Here is a 15,833-nt window from a genome sequence, read left to right on the forward strand (position 1 = left end):
TAAGATCCCACCTTGTTGTAATTTTTGAGACAGCAAATGTAATTAAATATTAACAGGAGGAGAAAATGGTAGGGATTTCTACGTTAGGTATAGGCTCAGGGTTAAAACTTGATGAGATTCTCACCAAGCTAACCACTGCGGAGAAACAGGTTTTAACCCCTATTTCAAAGCAGCAATCAGCAGCAACTGCCAGGCTTTCTGCCTATGGATCGCTGAAAACAGCAATCCAGAATTTTCAGACAGCTAACAGTAAGTTGCAGGAAGCCGGGCTTTATACCCAGACCAACACAGTCAGCAGCTCCACAGCGTTTAACGCCGATTCTGACGGCAAAGCGATTCCGGGAAAATATACCGTCAGCATTACGCAACTCGCGCAGGCACAGACCCTCACCAGCGCGGCAAAGAATGACACCAAATTGCCAGCTGGCAGTGATGCGGATAGCCGGACGCTAAAAATTTCCATGGAGGATGGCAAAGAGCACAACATTACCCTCAGCAAAGACCAAACCTCGCTTTCAGCACTACGCGATACCATCAATAAGGCCAATGCGGGTATCACTGCCAGCCTGATTCGTGTCTCTGATAAAGAGTATCGTCTGTCGTTAACATCAACTGAAACCGGCACCGGACATGCGGTGAAATCCATTGCGGTCACGGGTGATGATACGTTACATGGCTTTATTGGTTACGATGCCGCCGCCAATACTAACGGGATGACACAAAATGTCGCTGCGAAAAATGCGCTGTTCAGCATTAATAACGTCAGCATTGAAAATAGCAGTAATGTCATTACGGATGCGGTTGAAGGTGTCACGCTTAAATTAAACGATGTGACCACTGGCAACCAGGTCCTCACGGTTAGCAGTGACAGTGCCAAAGCAAAAACCGCAATTTCTGATTGGGTCACATCGTATAATTCGCTACAGGACACAATAGGAAATCTGACCAAATACACACCGGTAGATGCGGGTCAGGATCAGGACAGTAAAAATGGTGCTTTGCTTGGAGATGGAACGCTGCGCATTATCCAGACGCAATTAAAAAGTATTCTGGCTAATAGTTCCGGCTCCACCACGTTCAAAACCATGACCCAGGCGGGCATCACTTCCGATCCCGTGAGCGGTAAACTCAAACTGGATGAGGACAAGCTCAGTAGCGCACTCTCCGTTACCCCGGAGGCTGTCCGGGATATTTTTGCCGGAGATGGGAAAACTACCGGGGTAGCGACGGTGCTGGCCACCAGCATGACTTCAATACTGAGCAGCAAAGGGGTGCTCCAGGGGGCAACGGATAGTATCAGTAAAAAACTTAATTCGTTGACCGATCACTATAATAAAGCCAGTCAGAAAATAGATAATACTATTGCCCGCTATAAAACCCAATTTACTCATCTGGACACAATGCTCAGCTCACTCAACAGCACGAGTAGTTATCTGACCACACAGTTCGAAAATATGACCAATAGCAACAATAAATAACTCCCAGTGACCCGGAGATACCGGGTCACTTTATTCCCAGCTTGCGAGATTCGTTTCAACCCCAAAAGGTGCATTGTGTACCACTAAATTTGGATCCATTTTTTCTTCAACCAACATATAATTAACGCCAATGAATACCCATCGTGAAACGGAGTTCCTATGGATATCAATCCGACCCTATCCGTTCGTTCAGTAACAGCTTCCGCCCTGCCCGCCACGGGCAAAAGGCGTAAATTGACGAACAATCTGCAACGGATTAACCACGCCTCTGACCAACCTGAAAGTAATATTCCCTCCCAGCATAAAACTGCGCTAAGAATCCTGAATCAGGAAATCGAAAATGCCTGCCTGATGGCACTGATGGGGGATTTCACATCCTGGTGGGACAACATCCCGCAAGCGGGGAGCATGCAGAGTCGGCTGGAACAGTTATTGTTTCAGTTCGAACGGCATGAAATTGGTGATTTGATGGCGTATCAATTTAGAGAAGTGTTGCTGCTTAATGGAATAAAGGTCAGCGCTACGGCGGCAAGTGACGCGCTGGCGACAGTTAAAGCGGTAGTTTCCGCCGATGATCAATTTCTGTCATTTCCCCCGCTCGCGGCTTACCCCAATAATTACACCAGCATGGAGGAATATGAAAAATGGCGGAAGGACTGGATCAGCACCAATCTGAAAGCTGTCGCCAGCCAAGGCGCTGCACTGGAGCAACTGATCGCGTTACAGAAAAGGCCGGGGTATCAGGACTGTAGCCTTGAATCGTTGACGCGCGCTGTGCAACTGGCAGGGATGGAGGTGAGCCGCGATCTGGTTAAGCTGGCGCAGACGGCTCACCGGACGAATCTCACTGACGCACAGCAAAAATGGTTTGATGCCAGCTGGAAGCACGTCTCCGGCATCAATAAAAAAGAACGTCTCGCAAGCCTGCTCAGCCAGCCGGGAAGACCCCCACTCAAGGCACCTGAATTATGGTTACTACTTTATAAAGCTGAACAGCGCATAGGATTGACGACAGTACGTAATATGCTCAGTGCGGCAACGGTTAACATCGAACAGGCACAGATTAAGCGGGTTATCGATACCTGGAATTCCCTCGACCATCGCTACGCCAACAGTATTGTGCCGCAGCTAATGAGGTTGTTATTACTGCTCGAAAATCAAACCAACCTGCAACCGATTGAAGTGCTGGTTGCATTGACGGAAGGGGATGTTGATGTCAATACCACCGCAATGGGACATGCCGCCGCAGCGGTTCGGGCGAAGTTTACCCAGGCCGATATGGCGTGGATAAAGTCAACCTGGCCGCGCATCAACCGAGAGCTACCGCAGTTTATGCAGATGATGGACTTACTCAAACAATATCCGGACCTGGCTAACCTCACCCCCAGCAAAGTGGTGCGTTTGTTATGGGAAATTGACGAATACGTCTGTCCGGCAACCATCGGTAATGTGCTTGGCACCATCAAACAACAACGTGATGACATCATCATCCCGGATGATCTGTTGCCGGAACTGATCGATCTCGAACCTGAATCTCCCCCTCCTGCTGTTGCTATGCCAGCCTCGCCCGTCCGATTCCAGTTGTCTGAGCAAGACGAACTTTTCCCCCTTCAGGAACAGGAGTGGAAATGGCAGCTGGACCAGGAACTGGACCCCTAACCCTGGAGAGAAATCATTATGTTCAGCCCATCAACATCTTTTTCCGCCGTATCAGGCTCAGCGGCGGCTGGCGGGGCTCTGGACCCGCTCACCCCACCCTTCGCGATCGCCACGGTGCGTCAAAGCCCGGCGCAACTCTCCGGGCCATCAGTGAAAAACATCCCCACTGCAGGGCTGGTTGAGCTGCCAGCGCTGATTGCCCAACACTGGGAAAGGTTTATCAATGAAAACGATGTCGTCACCGCCTTAGAAAAATTGCTGTTTCTGTTGAGCGACGAGTTCCTGCAGGAAACACAAACATCAGAGCTGCTGATCATCCTGAATAACAATGGCGTGCTGGTCAACAAAACCACTCTGCCCCCCGCTTTGGCAGTGGCGCGAGTGAAACTGGACGCTGCTACCCAGCAGTTAATTGAGACGACCTGGAACAGAATTACCAGAGAACGCAATCAGGCAGGAAAATGTGAGCGGTTAAAGCAACTACTGGACGAATTGAGTTATCTCAATCTTAATCCCGCCAGGATGCGGCGTGGCCTGCTGGGGATGAAAGATAGCCTGAATGTCCCGTTACCTAAGCTCTGTCCTCTGATGAAACCGTTTAAAGTGAACCTGTCAGAAAGAATGGGAAAGTGGGTCAAAGAGAATCTCAAAATAGCCTACCGGGCAGGTAAGCCGCTGGATATATTGATCGCTTTACTACAACTCCCCGGTTATGAAGACTGCCACTGGGCAGAGCTAAAATCGGCGCTGGATAACGCCGGTCTGCGCATGAGCGATGACATGATCAAGCTGGCGCAGACCGCCTTCCGCACGAGAATCGCCGAACGTCAGCAAAGATGGTTTGATAGTTGCCGACGCAGAAAACATAAAGAAACCAAGCAGGAGTGGCTAATAAGCCTGTTGAGCCAAGAGGATCGACCGGGTATGGATGAGCCACAATTCTGGTTGCTGCTCTACAATGGCGGGGCGGAGACCAGTATGGCAACCGTGAGAAACGTGATGAAACTGCGCGGCATCGCGCAGGACCAGTATATCTCACAGGTTAAATCTCGCTGGGATGCCATCAATCGGGGGAAGAATATCTGCAATATCAATCAGCTGATGTTGTTGTTGCTCTGTCTGAAGCATGAAAATATTCCCCTGCCGCAGTTGCATGACGCGATGGAACTCGCCTGTGTGCCCATTGATCGAACTGAACTGGGGCAGATTTACGAGGCAGTCAGAACCCATGTCTCGCGGGAGGAGGCCGCAAGATTTCGTATCATCCATCATTCGACCCCCGCCTTCGGCTCCCTCTATGAGCAAATGGTGAGAATGTTGAGTCAGTGTGAAGCGTTGTCTCAGATCACCGCCGCCAAAGCACTGCGTTTATTGTGGGAATCGAAGTTTTACCCTACGAGTTTTGCTGAAGTGGCCAGAGCGCTTACCGAGGCTCAGGGGAAGTATAGGATACCGGATTCACGCGTTCTGAATCAGACCTATACCGCCATGAGCGCCACAACACTGGTTCCATCCCTGGAACAGTGGTATGACGTGGCGATGGTGTCAGACAATGACAACGATGTGACTTTTTTGTTGGATCCGGAAGCGGAACTGAAATGGTCACTGGACCAGGAACTGAACTAATCCATCGTTTCCCGAAACACCAGCGGCAAATACCCTGATGCCTCAGCGCTGACCAGCACGGCACCGTCACGCATGACAAAAGGTATTTCCCCCTGATCAAGACAGGATTGCAGTACCAATAAGGAGTGCACCGCAAATACCAACGCCACCATCCGGGCTTCAGGTGCAGTAACCACTATGCCAAACTCCCTGTTAACCTGTTGCGGGGTGATCACCCGGATGCGCGTCCGCCCCCCCTGCAACGCATAGCCCGCGCCGCTGCTATCCAGCACCGGCTCGCTGGCAAATAACCGGGCATACAGCGCAATTCCAGCACCGGGATTATCTGCGGCCAGCACGAACTCGGTAATGTCCTGCACCCCATTGGGATGTTGCTGCCACTCCGGTTGCCACACTGCCTGTGGCGTCAGGTGCTGGCAGAAAAAACTAAATCCTCCGGCAACCGCACTGGCACGCAGCCGGGTAATACAGAACCGGGCGTCACACTGTTCGCCATCAGGCAAAGTCACCTCGCGTGAGAACATCGTGGGTGGTTCACCCTCCAGATGCAGCGCTTTCAGCACTTGCCACGCCTGGCGGGCATCGGCAGTTTTCCACACCAGTCCCGCCAGACCAATCGTCACCTGCCACAATCCCCGGCTGCCGGTGGCACGCGTCGGTTCGTAACCCAGCAGTTCCAGATAATTTTCGCCAAAAATCGCCAGATGATTACTGGACCCCATGCTGTGATGACCACGCGCCAGCAATTGAAACCCCATCCGGGTGAAACGATCACAGGCCTGGTCGAGTTGGTCATTCACGTTAATCACCGCGTGATCAAAACGCGGTTTGAGGGAGGATGTCATGCCGCCCGCCCTCCAAAGTAGAGTTCACGCATCTGCGGATCGTTAAGTAATTTGTCTGCGGTGCCACTCATGGCGACCTTGCCCAGCGCCAGCACATAGGCGCGATCCGAGATATGTAACGCTTCCATCGCATTTTGCTCCACCATCAACACCGTCACTTTTTCCTGATGACGGATAGTCTGAATCGCGCTGAACACATCACTCAGCATCTTCGGCGACAGCCCAGCAGAAGGTTCATCTAACAACAGCACCTGCGGTGCAGGCATTAACGCCCGCGCCAGCGCCAGAATTTGTCGTTCTCCCCCCGAGAGCGCTGAGGCTGCCATACGCCATTTGGCCTTCAGCACCGGATAGGTTTCCGCCAGGCTGGCCATACGCTGACGTCGCTGTTCCGGGGCGAGAAACTGCCCGCCGGTTTGCAGGTTTTCCGCAATGGTCAGGTTGTTAAATACGTTATTTAACTGCGGAACAAACCCCAACGCACAATCGCGCACTTTGCGATGTGCCGGAATGCCGCCGGTTTCCCGGCCATTGATGCTGACACTTCCCTGACGCGGAGCCAGAAAGCCAGCAATGGTTTTTAACAGCGTCGATTTACCGCACCCGTTGGGACCCAGCAGCGTAACAATTTCACAGTCGTTAACCTCAAGCGAAATACCGTGCAGGATATCGATGCCTGGAGTGTATCCTGCCACCACTTCATTCAGCGTGATCATACTGCTTCCTTTAATGCAGCTGTGCCGTGGCCGAGATAGGCCTCCAGCACCTGTTGATTGTTAGCCAGTTCATCCGGACGGCAGCTGGCGACGATCTGTCCGCGATCCAGCACAATGCAGCGCTGGCACAGGCTGGCGATAAAATGCATATCATGCTCAATCACCAGCAACGCAATCCCCTGTGCCGCGAGCGTCAGCAGCGTCTCTACCAGTTGCTGGCGCAGATGCGGATGCACCCCCGCCATCGGTTCATCGAGCATCAGCACCTGCGGATTGCCCATCAGCGCGCAGGCAATACCCAGCAATTTCTTCTGTCCGCCCGATAACGCCGCGGCAGGCAAATCTTTCACCTTGCTGAGCAACATGACTTCCAGCAGATGCAATGCTTTCTCTTTATCCTGCCGTTCGATTTTCCGTGCCTGCCGCAAGGCCAGCAGACCACTCCACAAGCCATGGGCGCGCGTTCCGGCAGCCATTACCACTTCCAGCACCGTCATTTTTTCCGGCATCACCGGTAATTGAAAAGTACGGGCGATACCGGCAGCAATAATGCGATGCGTGGGCAGGCGGTCAATGGTGTGCTCTGCAAAACGGATGCTGCCGCTGTCCGCAGGCGTAAACCCAGAGATGGTGTTCAGCAGCGTACTTTTGCCTGAGCCATTCGGTCCCAACAGTCCGAGGATTTCCCCCTTCCCCAGCGTGAAACTGACGGAGGTCAACACCTTGTTACCACCAAAGGCTTTACTCAGGTCAGTGACCTGTAAAATGGGTGTCATGATAAAACCCTCAATTTTTCCGGCAGCAGCCCCGCCGGACGCAGCAGCAGGCAGAGCAGCAAGGTGAATCCGACCAGACCGAGGCGCAATGCGCCGGTCAGATCAGCGCTGAAGTGTAAGTAATCTTTGGCGAACGGAATCAGGTTGTATAAGGTCTCGACCACCAGTACACCAAGCAGCACGCCCCGCACGTTGCCCAGCCCCCCAATCATCACCATGCTCCAGATCAGAAAAGTTTCCGATGACAACAGATAATCCGGACTGGCGTAGTTGGTGTACCATGCCAGCAACATCCCTGCCAGGCTACCCATCACCGCGCTGCTCATCAGCGCACGGCATTTCAGCCATGGCAGCGAGTAACCCATGCACATTGCCAGTTGCGGTTGTTCGCGCATCAGGCGCAGCGCGCGACCAAAGCGACTGGCGGCAAAACGGACAGAAACGAGGGTACTCAGTATCACTGCCAGCAGGATCACCACCGCAAACACCCATGGCCCGCCATTCCAGGGAGCGCTGATGGCGCCAATCCCCTGTGCGCCGCCGGTTATCTGATCCTCATTGGTAATGACAATGCGGATGATCTCCGCCAGCGCCAGCGTTGCGATGCCCCAGTAATCCGCTGCCAGCTGACGACCCAGCGTTGCCATCAGCAGGCTGACTAACATGGCAACAGCGATACCTGCCGGTAAGGCAAACCACAATGACCAGCCGAACTGGCTGCTCAATGCCATCGCGTAGGCACCGATACCGACGAAAGCGATATGGCCGAAGTTGAGGAGTCCGGCGTAGCCTGCCTGGAGATTGAGCGCCAGCGCGACAACGGCGTAGATACCCGCCAGACAGAAGATGTTGAGGAGAAAATCAGACACGTCGCACCTCGCGGTTAAACAAGCCAAAAGGACGCAGCCATAACGCCAGCAGCAGCATGACAAACGAGCAGGCATTGACCCAGGTCACCGGCACAAAGGCCATTTGCCCGTCAATCAGACTGCCGAAATCGACATTAGTGATGAAGGTTTCCGTGATGGCGATCAGCAACGCACCAAACACCGCCCCGAGCGGGTTACCCAGTCCACCGAGAATGGCGGCCGCCAGCACCGGCAGCATCAGGTCATTACCCTGGTTGATGTAAGCACTGCCCTGCATCGCCATCATCGAACCCCCGAGGCTGGCGAGCATCCCGGCCACCAGATTAACCACATGCACAATGGCGTTGGCATTCAGTCCCGATGCCGCCGCCAGCTCACGATTGCTGGCCAGCGCGCGCACCGCCCGTCCCTGGGGGGTACAGAACAACACCAGCGCAAAGGCGAGGATCAGCAACAGCGTCATCACCAGGCTGAATAACCGATCACTGGAGAGACGCACACCGGCAAACTCCCACATGCTGCCAATCGGCAGATTAAAGCTGACAGGAGCCGATCCCTCGGCCCCTAACATCACCGCGATAATCACCATCGACACCGCCAGCGATCCAATCATGGCGTTGGCGGTGCCACTCTTCAGCAATGGCTGAAACACCCAGTGATGCAGCAGCACCGACAACAGGCCGCACAAACCAGCGGCCAGCGACATGGCCAGCAACAGCGGCATACCGAGTTGCAAACCACCGGCGGTAAGAAACGCGCCGGTCATGGCGTATTGCATATGGGCGATATTGGCAAAACGCACCAGCCCATAAACCAGGCTTAATCCCAGCGCCACCAGCGATAAATCGGCAGTGCGCATTAGCGTATCGAGCATAAACGGCAACATAACGTTTTCCTGCAATCAAGACCGTAAAGGCACGGGTTAGCGCGCCACCAGTTCACCGTTCTGCGCTTTCACGTTGAGATACGGTTGGCTCTGGCGTTGGTTATCGCTATCCAGATCGAGTTTGCCGGTCAGGCCGCTAAAACCGGGTGCGACGGTTTGCATGGCAGTGATCATGGCTGCCGGTGCGCTGCTGTGTGCCTGCTTGATCGCAGCTGCGGCTAGCATGATGCTGTCATAGGCGTAGCTACCGTAGACGGAACGCGGTTTCTCTTTAAACTGTGCCTGATATTGCTGGTTATAGGCTTCTGCCGCCTGATTACCGCTGGCTCCGCCCACTTCCATACCAAGCTGACCATTGGTGTACTGTGCAGGAGAGTCGGCAATCGCCATCGTCAAATACATGCCGTACCACGGGGTGTTGTGCAGGCCAAGTTCCCACGCCTCACGATTCAGGACGATGGCATCCTGACCGTAGCTGGTATAAACGTAAGCCTGGGGTTGAGCGCGGGAGATTTGCTCCAGTTCACGACGGTAAGAAGGCTGGCCACTGGTATACAGCACCTTTGCCACAACTTTGCCGCCAGCGGCTTCAAACGCTTTGGTGAATTGCTGTGCCATACCCTGGCCGTAGGCCCCATCTGGCGCGACAAATGCCACTTTGCTGTAACCCAGTTTGCGCACATCTGCGGCTGAGAAACGCGCGGAAAGATCATCAAGACCAATCACGCTCCACGAGGTTTTACCGATTTTGCGGATATCGGCACTGGTGCCGGAAATATTGATATGCAGCAGCTGGTTCTTCACCAGGTATTGCCCCACCGGGATAGTGACACTGGAGGAGAAATCCCCTACGACCAGCGGCACTTTGTTGACCTGCGTCAGCTTGCGCACCGCGCTCAGGCCCGTCACTGGGCTGCCTGCTGAGTCTTCCACTATCACCTGGAGTTTTTCACCGTTTACACCACCCGCAGCATTGATCTGATTCACCGCCAGTTCGATACCACGACGCTGATCTTCACCAATACTGGCGCTGGTCCCGGTGAGCGGCAAAATCGCCCCCAGCGTGATATCCGCTAGCGCGTTATGTGCAACCAGTGACAACAAAACACCCGTGACAGCCGAAAAGGGGAACATCTTTTTCATGATCTTTCTCCAGTTTTCAATAATTTCCGGCTCTGAGGCCGGTATCTATCCCCGTCAGGGGCCCTGATGTTGGCGAGGTGAAGCAAAGTCGATGCAAAAGTGCATACACTTGTGTATTAAGCAAGGGCTGTGCCATGCGCCGCAATGGCAGGCATGATGAGGCAGCGGGTTTCTGCCGCTGGTGAGAAAATACTCAACAAATACAACGCCGGTGACCGCAGAAATAATTTTACCTGGCAAGCGATCACGGGATTAAAAAACCAATCAGGCAGGATTGATCGTAATGCACAAGTGAATACACTTAAGGCTATTTTGGTGCAGTGCTGTCATTTTATGGTGCAAATAAACATAAGCATGACGACTTAAATAAAGCGGGATTGTTCGGGAAGATGCACGCAGAAGTGTATGCATTTATTTGTTGAGTTGCGCCCCGGGATTGTGCTAACAATTTAAAAATAGCGCTGCGGTAGTCACGATGCAGCAGGGAATTAAGGGGACAGCATTGGTCATCGCAAAAAAGAAAATCCGCAGTGCCGACAGCGTGGAAAAGGTATACGAGAAGGTTAAGCTGCTGGCAATTGACTACCAGTTTCGTCCTGGCGAACGTGTCAATGAAGTCGAGCTGGCGGCGGAGCTTGGGGTTTCCCGCACCCCGGTGCGCGAGGCGCTGAACCGTCTGGCGCAGGAAGGTTTTATGAACTTTGTACCGAACCGGGGCTTTTACTCGCGCGATCTGACGCCAGACGGTGTGCGTGAACTGTATGAAGTGCGCATGGTGATTGAGCAATCCACCTTTCGCTTTGCCTGCCTGCGCGCCAGCGATGAAGATATTGCGCGTACTACCGCCATCTGGGAAAACGTCACCCTTCATCCCCCCGAGTTGCAGGATGCCGACTACTGGGCGCGCATTGCCCAGGTGGATGAGCTGTTTCATATGGAGATTGCCCGTATCGCCCGCAATACCCGGCTATACGAGATGCTGGAGAGTTTAAACTCCCTCAGCCGCTTCTTCCGCCGTATCGATCTGGAAGCCCCGGTACGCCGCAATAACGCTTACGATGAACATGTGGAAATTATTGCCGCCCTGCGCGCCCGTGATATTGATAAAGGCGTCCGCTTAATGGAACAACATATTTCCCTGAGTTCAGAGCATGCTGTGGCTGTGACCAAAGAAGGCCTGGCGCGGATATATTTAAGTCTTTGAATCATTAATTAGCGGCGGTTATTCACACCGCCATGTTATTACCTATCATATTGCGGGGCGCTATGGGAGATATTTCTCAGGAGCTGATTCGTCAGGCGATTGACTGGCGGCGGGAATTGCATCGCATCCCGGAAATTGGTTTACAGGAAATCAAAACATCAGAAAAGATCGCTGAGTTATTAAGCGGGTTTGGCCTGGAAGTCCATCGTGGTATTGCCGGGACCGGTATGGTGGCGGTCCTGCACAACGGGCCAGGTCCCACTATCGGGCTACGCGCAGATATTGATGCGTTGCCGATGCAGGAACGCACTGGCTGTGACTGGCAATCGATCCATGCGGGAACGATGCACGCCTGCGGCCATGATGGACACAGCGCTATCCTGCTCGGGGCCGCGCGTCATTTAGCGCAAACGCGGCAGTTTAGCGGTACCGTCTGTTTTATTTTCCAGCCCGCCGAAGAGAATGCCGGCGGTGGCCGCCTGATGATTGAAGACGGTTTATTCAGTCGTTTTCCGATGCAGTCGGTATTTGCACTGCATAATTGGCCCGGCCTGCCGCTGGGTGAATGCGCCATCAGTCCCGGGGTCATGATGGCATCGCAGGATAACTTCACCATCACGCTACAGGGTAAAGGCTGCCATGCTGCCATGCCGGAACTGGGCGCTGACCCGATTATCGCCGCCTCGCAGCTGGTGCTGGCGTTACAAACCATCGCCGCGCGCCGCCTGTCGCCGCTGGAGCAATGTGTTATCAGCGTGACGCAGATTCACGCCGGGGAAGCGATTAACGTCATCCCGGATCGCCTGACGTTGGCTGGCACGCTGCGCTGCCTGAGCACCGCGACGCGCGAGCGTTGCTGGCAGCTGATTGACGACTATGCCCGCACTGTCCCGCAGGCCCTGGGTGTCACGGGGAGCGTCGAGTGGGCCTATGGATACCCGGTCACCCAAAACCACGCCAGCCAGGCTGACATATTACGCCAGGCCGCCCTCGCGACGCCTGCTATCACCTGCGTGCATGACAATCCGCGTCCCTCAATGGCGGCCGAGGATTTTGCTTATCTGTTGCAGGCCTGCCCCGGAGCCTATTTATGGCTCGGCGCGGACGGCGCGACGCCTTCCGCTTCGCTGCACAGCCCGAATTATGATTTCAATGATGACCTGATCGCCCCTGGTATCGGCTTGTGGGTTTCACTGGTGGAACGGTCATTACCTTCGCGTTTTTCTGATCAGGAGATGCCCCGATGAGCCACATCCACTTCTTTGGTGCCGGACAGATGGCAGAAGCCATCATCCGCGCATCGTTACAACGTCACACATTGTCTGCCAGCCGTGTCACTCTTTCGGACATCGATCCGGCTCGTATTGCACTGCTCCAGACGCGTTATCAACTCACCAGCACCCTGCCGGAACCCGCAGCGCTGGCCGACGCCGACTACATTGTGCTAGGCATCCGCCCTCAGGATGATCTGGCCGCCGTTGCCGCGCAGATTAATCAGTATGCCGCACCGACCACCACCGTCATCTCGATCATCGCTGGCGTGACGCTGGCGAAACTGGCGGCGCTGTTGGGTGCTACGCGCCCCATCGCGCGCATCATCCCCAATACCCTCACCGATACCGGACTGGGCTTCAGTGGTGTGGCGTTTAATCAACAGGTTGAGCGCGGCCCATTGCTGCCGTTCCTCGAGAGTTTTGGCAAGGTAATGCTGCTGGAGGAACGTCTGATTGATGCCTTCACCGCCTTTGCCGTGGCCGGGGTGAACTACGTTTATTACTTTATTGAATCGTTAGCGGATGCGGGTGTACTGGCGGGATTGACGCGCACGCAATCCACCCAGGCGGTGTACGAAAATCTTATCGGCGCAGTGGAGATGCTGAAGCTGAAACAGTGCCACCCGCGCCAGCTGATGGATATCAACAATTCCCCGGGCGGCGTCGGTATCAACGGCATATTTGAACTGAACAAAAGTGATTTTGCTGCCGGATTACAGCAAAGCGTGCTGGCGGCATTGCGCAGAACCACCGAATTATCCGGAAACTAAACGAAATCGCCCCCGCCGGAGAACCCGACGGGGGCGAGATTGACAGAGCTAATCAGGTTTACGGCAGCTTATAAGCGATAACGTAATCGCCCAGTTTGGTGCCGAATGAACCGTGCCCACCTGCCATGATTACCACATACTGTTTGCCATCGACCGCATAGGTCATCGGCGTTGCCTGACCACCCGCAGGCAGGCGAGCCTGCCACAGCAACTGACCATCACGGACGCTATAGGCGCGCAGGTAGTTATCCAGCGTACCCGCCACGAAGAACACGTTACCGGCAGTGGTGACCGGACCGCCTAACATCGGCACACCCATTTTGAACGGTAACGGCACCGGAGCGCTGTCACGCACCGTACCAATACGTTTTTTCCAGACAATCTGATGATTTTGCAGGTTGATCGCGGAAACAAAACCCCATGAAGGTTGCAGGCATGGCAGACCAAACGGCGACAGGAACGGGTTCAGTTCCACACCATAAGGCACCCCATACATATGCTGCACGCCTGATTCAGAGCCGGAACCGGCAGCACCATCCGCACCTGGCTCAATCGGGTTACCCGGACCACGCGGAATCAGTTTGGAGATAAACGGCATTGCCATCGGGTTGGCAATGGCAATCTGACGATCGGTATCCACCGCAATACCGCCCCATTCGAACATGCCGAAGTCACCGGGGAATACCAGCGTGCCCTGCTCAGAAGGCGGAGTAAACGGTCCTTCGTAGCGCAGACGATGGAACATCACGCGGCACACCAGCTGATCGAACATGGTAGCACCCCACATATCCTTGCCCTGCAATTTCTGCTGCGGACGGAATGTCAGCTCAGAGAATGGCTGGGTGGGATTGAGGTGATCACCTTTGGCCGGACCTTGCGGAACCGGAGTTTCCGGTGCCGGGACCACTGGCTTACCGGTTTCACGGTTCAGAACAAAAATGTTGCCGGTTTTAGCCGGGACATACACCACCGGAACGGTGTTGCCGTCTTTGTCGGTGATATCTGCCAGCGTCGGTTGTGACGGCAGATCCATATCCCACAGATCGTGGTGTACGGTCTGATAGAACCAGGCCAGTTTACCGGTGGAGGCATGCAGCGCTAACAACCCACTGGCGAAACGTTCCTGATCGGCGGTGCGATTGCCACCCCAGATATCCGGTGTGGACACGCCCATCGGCAGATAGATGATGTCACGTTTGGCATCGTAAGCTGCCGGAGCCCAGGAGTTCGGTGAGTTGGCGGTAAAGGTTTCGCCATCCGCCGGCAGCGCATTCGGATCTTTCGCGCCCGGATCGAAGGCCCAAACCAGCTTGCCGCTGTTGATATCAAAACCACGGATAACACCAGAAGGCTCGCGCGTGGACAGGTTGTCAGTTACCGAACCCGCCACAATCACCATATTATCGGTCACGATCGGCGGAGATGTCGGCTCGTAGCCGCCCGGATAGGCATTCGGCTGCTGATGTTGCAGATTCAGTTCGCCGTTGTTAGCGAAAGACTGGCAACGCTCACCGGTTTGCGCGTCGAGCGCGAACAGACGACCATCATCCACTGGCAGGAAGATACGACGTGCACAGCTGGCAGGCTGGCTGGCGCTGCCTTCGGCTGCGGTCGGCATTTCATGGTAAGAGACGCCACGGCAGGTAATGTGCTGGAAGGTCGGATCCGATTTCAGTTTAGGATCAAAGCGCCATTTCTCTTTCCCGCTCGCCGCATCCAGAGCAATCAGGATCTGATGTGGGGTGCAGAGATACAGCATGTTGCCGACTTTCAGCGGCGTCACTTCGTTGGTGATTTCACCCGGGTCATTGGCGGTTTTGTGATCACCGGTTTCAAACTGCCAGGCAACCTGCAAATCTTTAACGTTGTGCTCGTTAATTTGTTGCAGCGGTGAATAGCGCACCCCTTCCTGCGTACGGCCATACGCAGTCCAGTCTTCCGCCGGAACCGTAGAAGTAGCGGGTGCTTTATCGGTCAGCGGCAGTTCGCCGTTGATTTCCTGCGGATCGTGCAGCGCAGAACCCGCCAGCAACGCCACGTTAGCCAGCAAGGCGACCAGCATCGCTCCCAGCGGCTTTTTGTTAGTGGTGGAGAATTGACGATAGCTGAAAGGCAGGATTAACCAGATACCCAACAACACCCAGATATCCAGACGCGGAACCAGCGTCCAGTAATCGCTCCCGGCTTCATGCCAGGCCCAGATAGCGGTAAGCAACAGAATCGCGGCGTAAAGATAGAGCGCGCTGCGCTTTTTCTTCAGCAACAGCCAGCTAAACGCCGCCATTGCCAGACCGCTAATCAGGTAATAAGCACTGCCGCCCAGCGACAGCAACCAGACACCACCAATCAGCAGCCATGCAGCACAAAGCACTGAAAAGATGAGTGTTAACAAATTTAAAATTCGGGATGCCCGTGACATTTTATTAACCTTGAAGGAAAAAACGTGACAACTGTAAATAATTTACATCATTAGTGTAAACGTTATCACAAAGCATTTACATTATAATTCTGTGCGAACTTCTTCTAAAGACTAGAAATTTATTTATTTATCAGACAATTGATTGCTATTACTTCTTTCTGAATTGAA

14 protein-coding genes are annotated in these 15,833 nt (G+C 54.1%); 7 read left to right on the top strand and 7 right to left on the bottom strand.

Annotation, left to right across the window (positions count from 1 at the left end; all coding sequences use genetic code 11):
* Positions 1-65: 65 nt before the first annotated feature.
* The 3 genes from fliD to AC6I8X_RS21375 all read left to right on the top strand — a co-directional run bounded on the left by fliD (position 66) and on the right by AC6I8X_RS21375 (position 4,763).
* Positions 66-1,478, top strand: coding sequence for a flagellar filament capping protein FliD (fliD, locus tag AC6I8X_RS21365; RefSeq protein ID WP_497841391.1), 1,413 nt, complete (start codon positions 66-68; stop codon positions 1,476-1,478).
* Positions 1,479-1,637: 159 nt separating this feature from the next.
* Complete coding sequence (locus AC6I8X_RS21370) at positions 1,638-3,137, top strand: hypothetical protein (RefSeq protein WP_497841392.1); 1,500 nt, start codon at positions 1,638-1,640, stop codon at positions 3,135-3,137.
* Between the two features lie 18 nt (positions 3,138-3,155).
* Complete coding sequence (locus AC6I8X_RS21375) at positions 3,156-4,763, top strand: hypothetical protein (RefSeq protein WP_313688252.1); 1,608 nt, start codon at positions 3,156-3,158, stop codon at positions 4,761-4,763.
* On the opposite strand, the gene AC6I8X_RS21380 is transcribed toward AC6I8X_RS21375, so the two are convergent.
* Genes AC6I8X_RS21380 through AC6I8X_RS21405 form a run of 6 tightly spaced genes read right to left on the bottom strand, consistent with a single transcriptional unit; the run spans position 4,760 to position 9,998 of the window.
* Positions 4,760-5,608: a VOC family protein gene (locus tag AC6I8X_RS21380; protein WP_497841393.1), complete on the bottom strand. Its 849-nt coding sequence runs from the start codon at positions 5,606-5,608 to the stop codon at positions 4,760-4,762. The genes AC6I8X_RS21375 and AC6I8X_RS21380 overlap by 4 nt on opposite strands.
* Complete coding sequence (locus AC6I8X_RS21385) at positions 5,605-6,324, bottom strand: ABC transporter ATP-binding protein (protein WP_313688248.1); 720 nt, start codon at positions 6,322-6,324, stop codon at positions 5,605-5,607. The genes AC6I8X_RS21380 and AC6I8X_RS21385 overlap by 4 nt, the downstream gene beginning before the upstream one ends.
* A complete protein-coding gene (locus AC6I8X_RS21390; protein WP_497841394.1) occupies positions 6,321-7,100 on the bottom strand; it encodes an ABC transporter ATP-binding protein in 780 nt (259 codons plus the stop codon). The genes AC6I8X_RS21385 and AC6I8X_RS21390 overlap by 4 nt, the downstream gene beginning before the upstream one ends.
* Positions 7,097-7,969, bottom strand: coding sequence for a branched-chain amino acid ABC transporter permease (locus AC6I8X_RS21395; RefSeq protein ID WP_313688244.1), 873 nt, complete (start codon positions 7,967-7,969; stop codon positions 7,097-7,099). The genes AC6I8X_RS21390 and AC6I8X_RS21395 overlap by 4 nt, the downstream gene beginning before the upstream one ends.
* Positions 7,962-8,855 (bottom strand): branched-chain amino acid ABC transporter permease, encoded by an 894-nt coding sequence (locus tag AC6I8X_RS21400; protein WP_497841395.1) that lies wholly within the window; start codon positions 8,853-8,855, stop codon positions 7,962-7,964. Before AC6I8X_RS21400 ends, AC6I8X_RS21395 begins: the two co-directional genes overlap by 8 nt.
* A gap of 36 nt (positions 8,856-8,891) precedes the next feature.
* Entirely contained in the window at positions 8,892-9,998 is a 1,107-nt protein-coding gene (locus AC6I8X_RS21405; RefSeq protein WP_497841396.1) for an ABC transporter substrate-binding protein, read from the bottom strand.
* A gap of 144 nt (positions 9,999-10,142) precedes the next feature.
* Between AC6I8X_RS21405 and AC6I8X_RS21410 the strand changes: the two genes are divergently transcribed.
* The 4 genes from AC6I8X_RS21410 (at position 10,143) to AC6I8X_RS21425 (ending at position 13,246) form a co-directional block, all read left to right on the top strand.
* Positions 10,143-10,364 (top strand): hypothetical protein, encoded by a 222-nt coding sequence (locus AC6I8X_RS21410; protein ID WP_497841397.1) that lies wholly within the window; start codon positions 10,143-10,145, stop codon positions 10,362-10,364.
* Between the two features lie 136 nt (positions 10,365-10,500).
* A complete protein-coding gene (locus AC6I8X_RS21415; RefSeq protein ID WP_299449891.1) occupies positions 10,501-11,202 on the top strand; it encodes a GntR family transcriptional regulator in 702 nt (233 codons plus the stop codon).
* Between the two features lie 62 nt (positions 11,203-11,264).
* Positions 11,265-12,449 carry a M20 aminoacylase family protein gene (locus AC6I8X_RS21420; protein WP_497841398.1) on the top strand — a complete coding sequence of 395 codons (1,185 nt, stop codon included), beginning with the start codon at positions 11,265-11,267 and terminating at the stop codon, positions 12,447-12,449.
* Entirely contained in the window at positions 12,446-13,246 is an 801-nt protein-coding gene (locus tag AC6I8X_RS21425) for a pyrroline-5-carboxylate reductase family protein (protein ID WP_497841399.1), read from the top strand. The genes AC6I8X_RS21420 and AC6I8X_RS21425 overlap by 4 nt, the downstream gene beginning before the upstream one ends.
* A 58-nt stretch (positions 13,247-13,304) precedes the next feature.
* On the opposite strand, the gene AC6I8X_RS21430 is transcribed toward AC6I8X_RS21425, so the two are convergent.
* Complete coding sequence (locus tag AC6I8X_RS21430; RefSeq protein ID WP_497841400.1) at positions 13,305-15,665, bottom strand: glucose/quinate/shikimate family membrane-bound PQQ-dependent dehydrogenase; 2,361 nt, start codon at positions 15,663-15,665, stop codon at positions 13,305-13,307.
* Between the last annotated feature and the right edge of the window lie 168 nt (positions 15,666-15,833).

It is taken from the genome of Pantoea sp. X-Soil-TKNS-1280 (assembly GCF_059730475.1).